Origin of the sequence: Salipiger bermudensis HTCC2601, assembly GCF_000153725.1 — a bacterium.
Classification (GTDB): domain Bacteria; phylum Pseudomonadota; class Alphaproteobacteria; order Rhodobacterales; family Rhodobacteraceae; genus Salipiger; species Salipiger bermudensis.
The window spans coordinates 2,435,690-2,448,714 of sequence record NZ_DS022276.1 but is presented as its reverse complement, the minus strand read 5'-3'; the positions used below and the strand labels follow the sequence as shown (position 1 = coordinate 2,448,714).

The window sequence follows — 13,025 nt, the reverse complement described above, 5'->3', positions numbered from 1 at the left end:
GCCTCCGGCGGGAGTATTTTTGACGAAGAGAAGCCAGGGGCGCAGCGCTCCTGGCTTCTTTGGTTCAAAAATACCTTGGGGGTGAATTGGCGCTTGCGCCAAGAGGGGGCAGCGCCCCCTCCCTTTGTTTCTGGCAGGACGCGACCGCCAAGAGCGGTGGCGGCGCGCTACTTCACCCGCCGCCAGGTCTGGCCCCGACATAGACCCAGAACGCAGCCCTCGACCTTCAACCGGTCGCCCGAGAGCGCCATCTTGGAATTGTAGGTCTTGTCGCGATCCGGGGCCCAGATCTTGCCACCGCCATAGGCGCCGCCGCCCTTTGGCGACATGCCCCAGATCATCTGCCGCCCGATATTGGGCGAGGCAATCGGCTGGCCGGCGCTGTCATAGCCCTTGCCCAGCGTGCCGCAGATCTCGGCGCCGCAGGCGGCGATGGTGACCAGAGCGAAATTGCCGTTGTCGTCCGGTTGCGTCTGCCAGACCCCCTCCACCGGGTCCGCAAGCGCCGCGCCGGCAAGGCCGATCAGCCCCACCGCCAGTGCCAATGCTTTCATGGCTCGTCTCCTCCCTCTGAGCAATGTATCGAGAGCGTGACGCAAGCCGCCGATTCCGTTCAACATTGACGCAAGGTAGGCTTTCATGAGACCTCGCGTCACGAACGACCTGCACGAGACCACAGACGGAGCCCAGCGAGCCCATGATCCTCTACCCCGCGATCGACCTGAAGGACGGCAAGGCCGTGCGCCTGCTCCGTGGCGACATGGACAAGGCCACCGTGTTCAACGATGATCCCGCCGCGCAGGCGCTGGAATTCGTCGCCGCCGGCTGCGAGTGGCTGCACCTCGTCGACCTCAACGGCGCCTTCGCCGGCGAGCCGGTGAACGCCGCCGCGGTCGAGGCGATCCTGAGCCAGTCCAAGACCCCCGCCCAGCTTGGCGGCGGCATCCGCGATATGGCCACCATCGAGCGCTGGCTCGACAAGGGGCTGGCCCGCGTCATCCTCGGCACCGTGGCGGTGGAGAACCCGGCGCTGGTCCGCGAGGCGGCCGCGGCGTTCCCCGGCAAGATCGCCGTGGGCATCGACGCCCGCGACGGCCGCGTTGCCACCAAGGGCTGGGCCGAGGTCACCGATGTCGATGCGGTCGAGCTGGCCAAGAGCTACGAGGATGCCGGCGTGGCCGCGATCATCTACACCGACATCAACCGCGACGGCGCCATGCAGGGGCCGAATATCGAGGCCACCGCGGCACTCGCCCGCGCGGTGACGATCCCGGTGATCGCCTCCGGCGGCGTCTCCTCGCTCAAGGATCTCAAGGATCTGCGCGATTGCGGCGCGGCGCTCAACGGCGCGATCTCGGGCCGGGCGCTCTATGACGGCGCGCTCGACCTCAAGGAGGCGTTGAAGGCCCTTGCGGGCTGAGTTTCTCAGAGATCAATATCCAGCGTGACCGGGAAGTGATCCGAGGCGTCGAGCAGCGCCTCGCGCAGCTCGGGAGTGCGCCAGCAGACCGGGTCATCGAAAGGATGCCAGATGCGCCATGACGGGCGCGTCCGGGCGAGGTCTTCGGACACCATGATGTAGTCGAGCATCGCCTGCATGTAGCGTTTCTCGGGCTTGAGATAGAACCGTGCGGTGGTCGGCTGGGCGCCGAATTTCGACGCCAGTGCCCGCTCGGCATGGGGATCGAAGAGCGGCGGGCCACCATCGCCGAGCACGATCTCGACCGAGCTGCGCCCGAACAGGTGCTCGTACTCGTCGAGCCCGGGACCATCGTTCAGATCGCCCATGACGATCACGCTCTCGCCCTCCTCGAGCAGCGCCTCGACCCGGCGGCGCAGCCAGATCGCCTGGGCCAGCTGCTTGCGGCGATTGGCGATGGCGAGGCGCATGATCTGGTCACGGGTGCGCGCCCCGTGTGGCGCCTTGGATTTCAGATGCGCCCCGATCAGCCGCAGCACCTTGCCCGAGGCGGTCACCGCCTCGATCTCGAGCGGGGGCTTCGAGAAGCTGACCTTGTCGCGGGTGGCGTCGATGTCGAGATCGATATGGAAGACGTGGTCGAATCGCGGCGCGTCGGAGCTTTCCCCCGGCGCGTGGCGCACTGTGAACACGCTCGGGTCGTAGAGCAGCGCGATTTCCTGCTGGGTGTCGTTGACGAAGCCGGTGAGCACGTCGCGGGTGCGGAGTTCGAAGGCCTCGGCAAAGGTCTTGAGCGCCCGGTCGGTATCGCGGCGGGAATTGCTGTCGGGCGCCTCGATGATCATCACCGCATCGGCATCCATCGCCGTGAAGACGATGCCCAGCGCCTCGGTCTGCTGCTGACGGGTGATGTCGTGCCGGGCCGACCAGCCGTCATCGTTCAAGAGCTGACCGGCATCGTCGAAAAGCGCGTCGAACCACTCGATATTGTAGGTGGCCAGGCGCATCCGGCTCAGGCCGCGCGCTGCGCCGAGATCTCTTCCCAGGCGTGGTTGATATCGATCAGGCGCTTTTCGGAGAGCTTGACCGCCTCCTCGGGCACGCCGCGCGCCTGCATCACGTCGGGGTGGCTGTCGCGCACCAGACGACGCCATTGCTTGCGGATCTCGTCGAGCGAAGCGTCGGGCGAGACCCCGAGCACGGCGTAGGGGTCGGGGGCCGCATCGGGCACGAAGCGGGCGCGGATGGCATGGTAATCCCCCGCAGCAACCTCGAAAATCTCGGCCACGCGGTCGAGGAATTCCTCCTCGGCGGGGTGATAGTGGCCGTCGGCCATGGCGATGTAGAACAAACCCTCCAGCAGGTCGCAGATCGGACCCTTGCTGTCGTCGAACATGCGACGGATGCGGCGGGCGTATTCCTCGAACCCGGCCACGTCCTGACGGGCGAGGTTGAACACCCGCGCCGCCGCCGCCTCGTCTTCGGGGGCGACGTGGAACACCTCGCGGAAGGCCAGAACCTCGTTGCGGGTCACCTGCCCGTCGGCCTTGGCCATCTTGGCCGAAAGCGCGATCACCGCGATGGTGAAAGCGACGCTGCGCTCGGGCGGCTGGCGCAGGCGGTCGAACACCGCGCCAAGGCCCTCGCCATTGGCGAGCGCGGACAGAGCCTCGGAGATGCGGGTCCAAATCGACATTTGCCAATTTTAGTGCGTTGCGGGGGCGAAGTCAGCGCGGTTCAGAGAAATTTCTGCATCAGGACAAGATCCATCCAGCGCCCGAACTTGTACCCGACCTGTGGCAGGCGGGCGGTCTCGGTGAAGCCGATGGCGGCGTGAAACGCCACGCCTGCGGGGTTTTCGGCCGACACGCCGGCGAAAAGCGAGTGCACCTGCTGGCTGCGGGCGACCTCTTCGAGGGCGTTCATCAGCGCGCGGCCCGCCCCGCGACCTCTTGCCTCCGGGGCGAGGATCACCGTGTGTTCCTTGGTGCGGGCATAGCCCGGCCCGCCGCGGAACGGAAAGAATGTGGCGAAGCCAAGGAGCGCGCCGTCAGCCTCCGCGACGAGGAAGGCGTCGCCGCGCGCGGCGATGTCGGTGGCAAGCCCTTCGGGCGTCTTGAGCGCGGTCGAGAAGGTGATCGCCGTGGTCTCGATCCACGGGTTCCAGAGCGCCGCGAGCGGGGCGGCGTCCGTTGCATGCGCGGGACGGATGATCATTGCAGGATGCGGCGCTGGCCCTGTGCGGTGCGCAGCTCGGCGCGCAGGCCGGGCTTGGGGCCGCTGACGAAGGAGACCAGCGGCGCGTCGAGATGCGGGCCCAGCAGCGCCTCGAGCGCCTTGGCCTCGGGATGGATCACCTCGAGCTTTTCGAGCTGCGTCCCGGAGGCCGAGAGGATGGCGCCGGCGGGCACCGGGCTTTTCCACTCGATCAGCGCCGGGAACACGCCATCAAAGGGCAGACGCCCGTCCTCGGGCACCGACATCACCCAGCGCAGACGCCCGCGCTCGAGATCGACGGGCTTGCCGGCCATCGGCAGCGCTTTGAGCGCGGCATCCATGTCGGAGACCCGGCAGAGCCACTTGTCGAGCCTTGCGGGGCCGCGGAAGTCGTCGAGCCCGAACCAGCGCGCGCCCTCCGGTGGCGGGGCGGCGGGATCGATGGCGATGGCCTCGAGATAGAGCCCCCGGCCGAGGCCGAGCAGCTGGTTATGAGTGCCATAGCGCGGGTGTTCGCCGCCCGGCAGCAGCGGCATGCCAACCGCGGCCTCGGCGTGGGCGACCGCCTCCTCGAGACTCTCGCCCGCCACCGCAATGTGATCCAGTTCCAGCTTCATCCGTCGCTCGGGTTTCTTCGTGCATCCGAGCTACGATAGGCGAGCGGACCGGCTGCGCAACGGCTAAAATGCATCAACCCCCGGGGTTTGCGCGCTACCATTCAGCTGAACACGGACCCTTGCAGATTGTCCCCGAGCGTATCGGCTCCGGGGAGCGGCGGAGAATGCCGCGTTCGCACGCGGGGCAGCGCGCCATCGTCATGCCGGAAACACGCCTCTGGCAAGAACCGCCTCCGGAAAGCAAAGGGCCGGGGAAAAGCCCCGGCCCCTGTCCCGTTACCCGCGCGCTTCGCGGATCAGCTTGAGGATGTCCTGCGCCGCATCGGGGATGTTGGTCCCCGGCCCGAAGATCGCCTTCACGCCGGCATCGTATAGGAACTTGTAATCCTGGTGCGGGATCACCCCGCCACAGATCACGATGATGTCCCCGGCGCCCTGCGCCTTCAGCGCATCGATCAACTGCGGTGCCAGCGTCTTGTGGCCGGCGGCCTGCGAAGAGATGCCGATGATGTGCACGTCGTTGTCGATGGCGTCCTGCGCCGCCTCGTCGGGCGTCTGGAACAGCGGGCCCACGTCGACGTCGAAACCGATATCGGCAAAGGCGGTGGCGATCACCTTGGCACCACGGTCGTGGCCGTCCTGGCCCATCTTGACCACCAGCATGCGCGGGCGGCGGCCCTCCTCCTCGGCGAAGTCCTCGACCGATTTCTGGATCGCGGCAAAGCCTTCGTCGCCCTCGTAGGCGGCACCGTAGACGCCTGCCAGCGTCTTCACCTCGGCCCGGTGACGGCCGAACACCTTTTCCATCGCCATGCTGATCTCTCCGACAGAGGCCCGCGCGCGGGCTGCTTCCACGGCCGCCTCGAGCAGGTTGCCGCCCTCCTTGGCCCGACGCTCGAGCTCGCCCAGCGCCGCATCGCAGGCAGCCTGATCGCGGCTCGCGCGGATACGCTCGAGCGCCGCCACCTGGCCGTCACGCACCTTGGCGTTGTCGATGTCGAGGATGTCGAGCTCGTCTTCCTTCTCGAGCCGGTACTTGTTCACGCCGACGATCACGTCGTCGCCGCGGTCGATATCGGCCTGACGCTTGGCGGCGGTCTCCTCGATGCGCAGCTTGGGCATGCCCGAGGCCACCGCCTTGGTCATGCCGCCCATCTCGTCGACCTCCTCGATCAGCGCCCAGGCTGCCTCGGCGAGATCGGCCGTGAGTTTCTCGACGTAGTAGGAGCCCGCCATCGGGTCCACGACCTTGGTCACGCCGGTCTCTTCCTGAAGGATGAGCTGGGTGTTGCGCGCGATGCGGGCCGAGAACTCGGTCGGCAGCGCGATGGCCTCGTCAAGCGCGTTGGTGTGCAGCGACTGGGTGCCGCCCAGCACCGCCGACATCGCCTCGTAGGCGGTGCGGATGACGTTGTTGTAGGGATCCTGCTCGGCGAGGCTCACCCCCGAGGTCTGGCAGTGGGTGCGCAGCATCTTGGAGCGCGCCGACTTGGCCCCGAGCTCGGTCATGATGCGCGACCACAGCATCCGCGCGGCACGCAGCTTGGCGATCTCCATGAAGAAGTTTTTGCCGATGGCAAAGAAGAACGACAGCCGCCCGGCGAACTTGTCGATGTCCATGCCGGCATCCATCGCCGTCTTCACGTATTCCTTGCCGTCCGCCAGCGTGTAGGCCAGCTCCTGCACGAGGTTCGCGCCGGCCTCCTGCATGTGGTAGCCCGAGATCGAGATCGAGTTGAATTTCGGCATCTCGTTCGAGGTGTACTCGATGATGTCCGAGATGATCCGCATAGAGGGTTCGGGCGGATAGATATAGGTGTTCCGCACCATGAACTCTTTCAGGATGTCGTTCTGGATCGTACCCGAAAGCAGCGAGCGGTCGTGGCCCTGCTCCTCGCCGGTGACGATGAAGTTGGCCAGCACCGGGATCACCGCGCCGTTCATCGTCATCGAGACCGAGACCTTGTCGAGCGGGATGCCGTTGAACAGCACCTTCATGTCCTCGACCGAGTCGATCGCCACGCCGGCCTTGCCGACATCGCCCACCACGCGCGGGTGATCGCTGTCATAGCCGCGGTGGGTGGCGAGGTCGAACGCCACCGACACGCCCTGCTGACCGGCGGCCAGCGCCTTGCGGTAGAAGGCGTTGGATTCCTCCGCCGTGGAGAAACCGGCATATTGCCGGATCGTCCAGGGCCGGCCGGCATACATGGTCGCCTTCACGCCGCGGGTGAAGGGCTCGAAGCCCGGAAGCTCGCCGACCTGCGGCAGCCCCTCGACATCTTCTGCCGTGTAGATCGGCTTGACCTCGATGCCCTCCAGCGTCTTCCAGGTCAGATCCTCGAGCGGGCGGCCCCGCAGTTCCTTTTCAGCGAGTGCCCGCCAGTCGTCCACCTTGGCTGTCATCGTCCTGTCCTCTCTTCTGTGAAGCCGGCGGCCAGTGCCTCCTGTCCCTGCCGGGCTTCGGGTCCTCTGTCAGTCGTGCCAACCCGTCCGCCCCGGCCATGAGCCAGAACAGATCGTCGGCGTATCTCTCGCGCAGCCGTGCGGCCTGCGCCTCCGAGAAGGGCCGCCACGGGCCCTCCCCCATCGGCAGTCGTGTGACATCCGCGCCGGTCTCGGCCAGCGCCGCGCGCAGCTCCGGCAAGGCCGGGCTGCGATGCAACCAGATGCCGCCCTCGGGCAGCGCAGGCACATCGCAAGCCCCGCCGGTCGCCACCATGAGCAGCGCATCGGGCCGGGCGGCGCAGGTTTCGAACCGGCTCACCACGATGTCGCAGCGCGGCAGCGCGCAGGCGAGATCCGCGATCACCTCGCGCCAGCCGCGCGCCTCCCGCGACAGCCGCTCGAGCAGCGCCGCAGGCGGCGGCGCCACGCCGCGCGTCACCAGAAAGGCCAGCGCCGAGGTCCACCACGCCTCGGGCGAGCGGATCTGCAGCACCACCCGGTCGATCCTCCCGAGCGCCGCATGGAGCCGCTGGAACCGATCCCCGACCTGCGGATAGAGCGCCTGCGCCCGAAGGCAGGCCCGCGTCGAGCCGAGCAGGTTCTCGTCCGAGATCAGCAACCGCGTACAGCCCTGCCCCGCCGACGCCGCAAGCGCGCGGCGCAAGCGGTCCTGTGCTTGCCGGCTGTCCGCCGCCGAAGCCGGGCTCAGCACGCCTTGGAACAGGCCCCTGCGGGTCCACCTCGGCCCCCAGAACCCCAGCCCTTGCGCTGCGAGACCCGGAGCGACACCGCGCAGGTAGCTCTGAAAGCTGGTCGTGCCGGTGCGATGCGCACCGACATGCAGGATGATCTCCATGCGTGCCCGTCCTCACGAGAGTGAACCGCTGCATCATGCGCGCCCCTCCCTGAGAAAGCGGTTAAACGCGGTAAAATCGTCGCGACCTTGCGGCAAACGTTGTGAACTCGGTGCCGCCATGCCTATATCTCTGGGCATGAACCGCCGCATGACCCTCGCATCGCTCGCCTTTTTCACCTTCACCGCCAGCTTCGGCGCGGCGCAGGGGGCCGAAACGCCGGATACGCTCGACGAGACCATCCGCCCGGCGGGAGAGTCGACGCTCGACGAGTTTCTCTGGGTGAAGCGGCCGCTGGTGGTGTTCGCCGACAATCCGGCAGATCCGCGATACGTGCAGCAGATGCAGCTGATCTCCGAACGGCTCGACGCGCTCGAGGATCGCGACGTGGTGGTGATCACCGACACCGACCCGGCGGCGGATTCCCCAATCCGCCACGAGCTGCGCGCCCGCGGCTTCATGTTCGTGCTGATCGCCAAGGACGGCACCATCCTGCTGCGCAAACCCGCGCCTTGGGATGTGCGCGAGATCTCGCGCTCGATCGACAAGCAGCCGTTGCGCAAGCAGGAGGTCCGCGACCGCCGCGCCCTGCCCGACCAGTGAGCCGCGCGGCGGTGAAGATTGAAATGCGCCCGGCCCCGCGCTATATTTGAGGCATGGAAAAGCTCATCACATACCTGCAGCGGATCTTTCTCAAGCCGCTCCCCGAACCGGTCGAACGCTCTCCGCATCGCTCCGGCCCCAAGATCAGCTACTGATTTCAAAGCCTTAATCATGTGACCGCTCCGCATCGCCGGAGCTTTCGGCCTTGCGCGATTCGTCCGCGCCCGCCGGCACCAGCGCCTCGAAATCCGGTCGCGCGCGGCTGGTATCCGCCTCTGCCAAAAGACCGAACACCTCGGGCTCGACCTTTTGCGGCCGTGTACGCGCGTTAAGCGCCAGCCACGCCTGACAGCCCACCCGCACGGTCTGCAGACGCACCTCCTCGAAATCGAAATAGATCTCTGCCCGACGCGCCCGGCCAAGCCGCCGATAGGCCGCTCCGTTGAGATCCTGCGCCAGACGCTGCACGTCGCCAAGCTGGGTGTAGAAGCCGATCACCGGCTGCATCACGTCCTCGGGCAGAAGCTGGAGGTTCGGGGCCAAGGTGGTCAGCACCACCGGTTCCTTGCCACTCGGGACAAACGGCTCGTAGCCGTCCGCCGCGATGCGCTCGGCCACGCTGCGGCCTGCCGCATCATGGCCCAGCATGGCCGCGACCAGCGCCTGCAGGCGCGCCTCGGGCGCGGCGCTCGCAGGGGCCTCGCGCTCCCAGATCGCGAGAATGTCCGAGAGGTAATCATACACCTCAGAGCGCAGTGCCAGCAGCGTCTCGTTCAGCGCCTTGTCGCGGGCACTCTCCTCGCGCCATGTCTGCACGAGGAAAGTGAAGACCCAGCCCGCGGCGACCACGCCGCCGGCCATGAGCCCTTGGTAAAGGTAGCGCGGATTCTGCGCCCCCTCGGCCTGGATGCCGTCGATCACCGGCAGCAGCGCCAGCACCGAGGCCACGCCCAGAAGCGAGATCGGAGCGGCGACCAGCGCCGCCTTCCACAGCACCCGCAGGACCTTCGCATCGAAGATGCAGTAGGCTACCAGCAGCACGGCCGCAAAGCTCACCAGCCGTTGCGGCAGGCTCGCGGGCAGCGCAGGCCAGACGAACAGGAGCAGGCAGGCCAACGCCACCAGAACCGGAGCGCCGACGCGCTCCAGCCTGAGGCCGCCATATGCCCGCTCCTGCCCGCCCATGCCGGAGTTACTCGAACTCCATGATCACGTCGTCGACCGCGAGGCTGTCGCCCGGACCGGCGTTGATCTTCTTGACGGTGCCGCTGCGTTCGGCGCGCAGGATGTTCTCCATCTTCATCGCCTCGACGGTGCAGAGCGCCTGCCCCTCCTGCACCTCGTCGCCCTCGGCCACGTTCATCGACACGATGAGACCCGGCATCGGGCAGAGCAGCATCTTGGAGGTGTCGGGCGGCTGCTTCTCGGGCATCTTGCGCGCGAGCTCGGCCTGGCGCGGCGTGCGCACATGGACCTTCAGATCGGCCCCGCGCGAGCGGATGCGGAACCCGCCCGAGATCTTGCCGACCTTGAGCACCAGCGGATTGCCGTCGACGGTCATGTGGGCCAGCGCGTGGCCCGGGGTCCAGTCGCCATCGACGCGGATCACCGCCCCATCGGCGAAGGTGACGCTCGAGCCGGTCTTGTCGGCGGCGATGGTGACGTCGAAGCTTTCGCCCTGCAGCGCGATGTTCCACTCGTCGCCGACCTTGCGCTCGTGGTTGTCGAGCGTCCCAGAGATGCGGGTGCGCCGGATCTCTGCCACCCGGTTCATCGCGGCAGCGGCCGCCGCGACCTCGCGCAGCTTCTCGTCCGACAGGGTCACACCCACGAAGCCGTCGGGATATTCCTCGGCGATGAAGGCGGTGGTGATGTTGCCGGTGATGAAGCGCTCGTGGTCCATGACCGCAGCCACGAAGGGCAGGTTGTGACCGATGCCCTCGACCTCGAAGCTGTCGAGCGCGTTGCGCATGGTCTCGATCGCGGCGTCACGGGTCGGGCCCCAGGTGCAGAGCTTGGCGATCATCGGGTCGTAATACATCGAGATCTCGCCGCCCTCGTAGACGCCGGTGTCGTTGCGCACGATGCCCTCGCCCAGTTCGCCCTCTGCCGGCGGACGGTAACGCGTCAGGCGCCCGATGGAGGGCAGGAAGTTGCGGTAGGGATCCTCGGCATAGAGGCGGTTCTCGATGGCCCAGCCGTTGATCTTCACGTCGTCCTGCGTGATCGAGAGCGGCTCGCCATTGGCGACGCGGATCATCTGCTCGACGAGGTCGATGCCGGTGATCAGTTCGGTGACCGGGTGCTCCACCTGCAGACGGGTGTTCATTTCGAGGAAGTAGAAGTTCTTCTCGCCGTCGACGATGAATTCCACCGTGCCGGCCGAGGTGTAGCCCACCGCCTTGGCCAGCGCCACGGCCTGCTCGCCCATCGCCTTGCGGGTCTCGGGGTCGAGGAACGGGCTCGGCGCCTCTTCGACAACCTTCTGGTTGCGGCGCTGGATCGAGCATTCGCGCTCGTTCAGCCACAGGCCGTTGCCATGGGCGTCGCAGAGCACCTGGATCTCGATGTGGCGCGGCTGGGTGACGAACTTCTCGATGAAGATGCGGTCATCGCCGAAGGAGCTGGCAGCCTCGTTCTTCGACGACTGGAAGCCCTCGCGCGCCTCCTGGTCGTTCCAGGCGATGCGCATGCCCTTGCCGCCGCCGCCGGCGGAGGCCTTGATCATCACCGGGTAGCCGATCTCGCCCGAGATCTTCACCGCCTCGTCTGCATCCTCGATCAGGCCCATGTAGCCGGGCACGGTGTTGACCCCGGCTTCCTTGGCGATCTTCTTCGAGGTGATCTTGTCGCCCATATCCTCGATCGCGCGCTTCGGCGGTCCGATGAAGGCGACACCGGCCGCGTCGAGCGCGTCGGCGAATTTGGGGTTCTCGGAGAGGAAGCCGTAGCCCGGGTGCACGGCCTGCGCCCCGGTGTCCTTGATCGCCTGCATGATCTTGTCGATCACGATATAGGACTGGTTGGCCGGCGGCGGGCCAATATGCACGCCCTCGTCGGCCATCGCCACGTGCAGCGCGTGCTTGTCGGCCTCGGAATAGACGGCCACCGTCTTGATGCCCATCTTCTTCGCCGTCTTGATGACCCGGCAGGCGATCTCGCCCCGGTTCGCGATCAGGATCTTGTCGAACATCCTCGTCCCTTTCCTACGTATTCCTCAGGCCGTGCCCCGTCCCGGGCGCAGCCACGAAAAAAGCCACCGGAGCGCGGGGCTCCGATGGCTTCGATGTCTTGCTGGCCGCCGCGCGGGACGCGGCGGAGATCAGGCGATCAGTTGCAGTATTGCGGCGTGACGTCGTCGCAGACGACGCCTGCGGTCGCGCCCACGGCTGCGCCCACGGTGCCGTCGCCACCCACGGCGCGGTCGATGAGATAGCCGCTGCCGGCCCCGATGCCCGCGCGGCCGAGATCAGAGGTCTCGCAGGCTGCGACGGTGAGAAGGCCGAGGATGGCGGCGGTGCGAACGGCGAATTTTGCCATGGATTCTGTTCCCTTGGATCCTGTTGCGTTGTCGGGTGATCAACGCCACAGATCTGAACAGGGTTCCATACGATCTTAACGATCCTGCCGAGACCGGCGCCAGCTTGCCGAGTGACGGCGGAATATCGCGGGTGCCCGGCAACGGGTGCAGAAAGAAAGGCGGACGACGGGCCAGGGGATGTGCCGCGCCGCCCGCAAGGGGAAGGGTAACGGTGTCTGCCCGGGTCTCTGCGGTGACTCCAGACAGCTCGCAACACCTGAAGAGTGCCCGAGTCTCCGACACACGCATAGCGGTATTCACCGAACGCTCGCACGTCGGCGTCGCTCCGCTCAGCGCGGGCCGGGACAGGCGGCATCACGCCCAATCTTCGTTCTCCTCGAAGGCTTCGGGAAAGGAGGCGCGGGCGGCCTGCTCGTCGATCACCAGCAGCGCCTCGTAGCTCTCGGCATCGAAAGGATCGTCATAGGGCAGCACTTCGCGCCCGAAGAGCCAGCTCAGCCGACCGGCATCGAGATTGCCGCGCTCGAACGGTTCGGCGCCGAAATGCGCCCAGAGCGAGGCCATGAAGGCCAGATCCGCACGCTTGTCGGCGGATTTGCGGTCGCGATAGCGCTCGCGTCGGATGATCGCGCTCACGCCGCGCGGGTTGGCGCGCCGGATGACGAACTGGTAGTCGGTTCCGGGAAGACGGCCGGGAAAGCCGCGGTGTTTCAGCATATTGCCCTCTCGAGACGGAGCGGGCGCCCATGCGCCTGACCCGCGATCACATCCCGGCCGCCAGGCTGGTCGGGGCCACCGCAAGGCAGCCCGCCAAGATCAGCCGTTCTGGTTGCGAGACTGGGTGTCGCTCCGGTTCTGGTTTTGATTCTGGTTCTGGTTTTCGTTCTGGTTCTGGGTGCCGCTGCCGTCATCAGGCGCGTCGGCTGGATCGTTACCGGGATCGCCCGGATCTGCCGACATGCCGTCGCCTCCCATGTCGCCATCGCCGCCGGCGCCCATCGGGGCTGCGGTTCCGGCCGGAAGCACGCAGACATTGCCGGACAGCATGTAGCCTGCCGGACATTCCGCATTGCCGAGCTTGTCGTAGAGCGGCTGAACCGGAAGCGGCTCAGGCTCAGGCTGCGCACAGGCCACAAGGCCCAATGCCATTGCACCGACCGCAACGAATTTGACTCTTGGTGACATTCTCGTCCTCCCGCTTGCTGCAAGGGCGCCGGAGAGACGGCGACCCAATGCGTCGAACAGTAGCAATCACGGGAATGCGAGCCATGATCTCGGTCAACAAGACCTTGAGATCGCAGGGCTGAGGGATGGGCGGCCGGTAG

Annotated in this window: 14 protein-coding genes; 2 read left to right on the top strand and 12 right to left on the bottom strand. The window is 66.8% G+C overall.

Features of this window, described 5'->3' with window-relative positions:
- Window positions 1-167: 167 nt before the first annotated feature.
- Complete coding sequence (locus R2601_RS11690) at window positions 168-554, bottom strand: DUF2147 domain-containing protein (protein WP_007798438.1); 387 nt, start codon at window positions 552-554, stop codon at window positions 168-170.
- Between the two features lie 143 nt (window positions 555-697).
- Between R2601_RS11690 and hisA the strand changes: the two genes are divergently transcribed.
- Window positions 698-1,420, top strand: a complete 723-nt coding sequence (hisA, locus tag R2601_RS11685) for a 1-(5-phosphoribosyl)-5-[(5-phosphoribosylamino)methylideneamino]imidazole-4-carboxamide isomerase (RefSeq protein WP_007798435.1) — start codon at window positions 698-700, stop codon at window positions 1,418-1,420.
- Between the two features lie 5 nt (window positions 1,421-1,425).
- Here the strand turns inward: hisA and R2601_RS11680 are convergent, their stop codons facing one another.
- From R2601_RS11680 to R2601_RS11655, 6 genes are all read right to left on the bottom strand, one after another.
- A complete protein-coding gene (locus R2601_RS11680) occupies window positions 1,426-2,427 on the bottom strand; it encodes an endonuclease/exonuclease/phosphatase family protein (protein WP_007798433.1) in 1,002 nt (333 codons plus the stop codon).
- 5 nt (window positions 2,428-2,432) lie between these two features.
- Window positions 2,433-3,116: a molecular chaperone DjiA gene (locus tag R2601_RS11675; RefSeq protein ID WP_007798430.1), complete on the bottom strand. Its 684-nt coding sequence runs from the start codon at window positions 3,114-3,116 to the stop codon at window positions 2,433-2,435.
- A gap of 41 nt (window positions 3,117-3,157) precedes the next feature.
- Window positions 3,158-3,637: a GNAT family N-acetyltransferase gene (locus R2601_RS11670; protein ID WP_007798427.1), complete on the bottom strand. Its 480-nt coding sequence runs from the start codon at window positions 3,635-3,637 to the stop codon at window positions 3,158-3,160.
- Complete coding sequence (locus tag R2601_RS11665) at window positions 3,634-4,254, bottom strand: VOC family protein (protein WP_007798424.1); 621 nt, start codon at window positions 4,252-4,254, stop codon at window positions 3,634-3,636. The genes R2601_RS11670 and R2601_RS11665 overlap by 4 nt, the downstream gene beginning before the upstream one ends.
- 276 nt (window positions 4,255-4,530) lie before the next feature.
- Complete coding sequence (gene scpA / locus R2601_RS11660) at window positions 4,531-6,660, bottom strand: methylmalonyl-CoA mutase (RefSeq protein WP_007798422.1); 2,130 nt, start codon at window positions 6,658-6,660, stop codon at window positions 4,531-4,533.
- Window positions 6,623-7,558: a hypothetical protein gene (locus R2601_RS11655; RefSeq protein WP_007798420.1), complete on the bottom strand. Its 936-nt coding sequence runs from the start codon at window positions 7,556-7,558 to the stop codon at window positions 6,623-6,625. The genes scpA and R2601_RS11655 overlap by 38 nt, the downstream gene beginning before the upstream one ends.
- 148 nt (window positions 7,559-7,706) lie before the next feature.
- Here R2601_RS11655 and R2601_RS11650 point away from each other — a divergent pair, with 148 nt between their 5' ends.
- On the top strand, window positions 7,707-8,159 hold the full coding sequence (locus R2601_RS11650; protein ID WP_007798418.1) for a DUF4174 domain-containing protein: 453 nt from the start codon (window positions 7,707-7,709) through the stop codon (window positions 8,157-8,159).
- Between the two features lie 165 nt (window positions 8,160-8,324).
- Here the strand turns inward: R2601_RS11650 and R2601_RS11645 are convergent, their stop codons facing one another.
- From R2601_RS11645 to R2601_RS11625, 5 genes are all read right to left on the bottom strand, one after another.
- On the bottom strand, window positions 8,325-9,344 hold the full coding sequence (locus R2601_RS11645) for a hypothetical protein (RefSeq protein WP_007798412.1): 1,020 nt from the start codon (window positions 9,342-9,344) through the stop codon (window positions 8,325-8,327).
- A 7-nt stretch (window positions 9,345-9,351) separates the two neighbouring features.
- Window positions 9,352-11,352 (bottom strand): acetyl-CoA carboxylase biotin carboxylase subunit, encoded by a 2,001-nt coding sequence (locus tag R2601_RS11640; protein WP_007798409.1) that lies wholly within the window; start codon window positions 11,350-11,352, stop codon window positions 9,352-9,354.
- Between the two features lie 137 nt (window positions 11,353-11,489).
- Window positions 11,490-11,699 (bottom strand): OmpA family protein, encoded by a 210-nt coding sequence (locus tag R2601_RS11635; RefSeq protein WP_007798406.1) that lies wholly within the window; start codon window positions 11,697-11,699, stop codon window positions 11,490-11,492.
- Between the two features lie 355 nt (window positions 11,700-12,054).
- Window positions 12,055-12,417, bottom strand: coding sequence for a hypothetical protein (locus R2601_RS11630; protein WP_007798405.1), 363 nt, complete (start codon window positions 12,415-12,417; stop codon window positions 12,055-12,057).
- Window positions 12,418-12,516: 99 nt separating this feature from the next.
- A complete protein-coding gene (locus tag R2601_RS11625; protein ID WP_195903847.1) occupies window positions 12,517-12,843 on the bottom strand; it encodes a hypothetical protein in 327 nt (108 codons plus the stop codon).
- Window positions 12,844-13,025: the final 182 nt, after the last annotated feature.

What these genes read in the sequence shown, in the direction of transcription:
- R2601_RS11650 (WP_007798418.1), top strand. Translation starts at nt 7,707, where the DNA reads ATGACCCTCGCATCGCTCGCCTTTTTCACCTTCACCGCCAGCTTCGGC.
- R2601_RS11645 (WP_007798412.1), bottom strand. Translation starts at nt 9,344, where the DNA reads ATGGGCGGGCAGGAGCGGGCATATGGCGGCCTCAGGCTGGAGCGCGTC.
- R2601_RS11655 (WP_007798420.1), bottom strand. Translation starts at nt 7,558, where the DNA reads ATGGAGATCATCCTGCATGTCGGTGCGCATCGCACCGGCACGACCAGC.
- hisA (WP_007798435.1), top strand. Translation starts at nt 698, where the DNA reads ATGATCCTCTACCCCGCGATCGACCTGAAGGACGGCAAGGCCGTGCGC.
- R2601_RS11640 (WP_007798409.1), bottom strand. Translation starts at nt 11,352, where the DNA reads ATGTTCGACAAGATCCTGATCGCGAACCGGGGCGAGATCGCCTGCCGG.
- R2601_RS11635 (WP_007798406.1), bottom strand. Translation starts at nt 11,699, where the DNA reads ATGGCAAAATTCGCCGTTCGCACCGCCGCCATCCTCGGCCTTCTCACC.
- R2601_RS11675 (WP_007798430.1), bottom strand. Translation starts at nt 3,116, where the DNA reads ATGTCGATTTGGACCCGCATCTCCGAGGCTCTGTCCGCGCTCGCCAAT.
- R2601_RS11680 (WP_007798433.1), bottom strand. Translation starts at nt 2,427, where the DNA reads ATGCGCCTGGCCACCTACAATATCGAGTGGTTCGACGCGCTTTTCGAC.
- R2601_RS11690 (WP_007798438.1), bottom strand. Translation starts at nt 554, where the DNA reads ATGAAAGCATTGGCACTGGCGGTGGGGCTGATCGGCCTTGCCGGCGCG.
- scpA (WP_007798422.1), bottom strand. Translation starts at nt 6,660, where the DNA reads ATGACAGCCAAGGTGGACGACTGGCGGGCACTCGCTGAAAAGGAACTG.
- R2601_RS11630 (WP_007798405.1), bottom strand. Translation starts at nt 12,417, where the DNA reads ATGCTGAAACACCGCGGCTTTCCCGGCCGTCTTCCCGGAACCGACTAC.
- R2601_RS11670 (WP_007798427.1), bottom strand. Translation starts at nt 3,637, where the DNA reads ATGATCATCCGTCCCGCGCATGCAACGGACGCCGCCCCGCTCGCGGCG.
- R2601_RS11665 (WP_007798424.1), bottom strand. Translation starts at nt 4,254, where the DNA reads ATGAAGCTGGAACTGGATCACATTGCGGTGGCGGGCGAGAGTCTCGAG.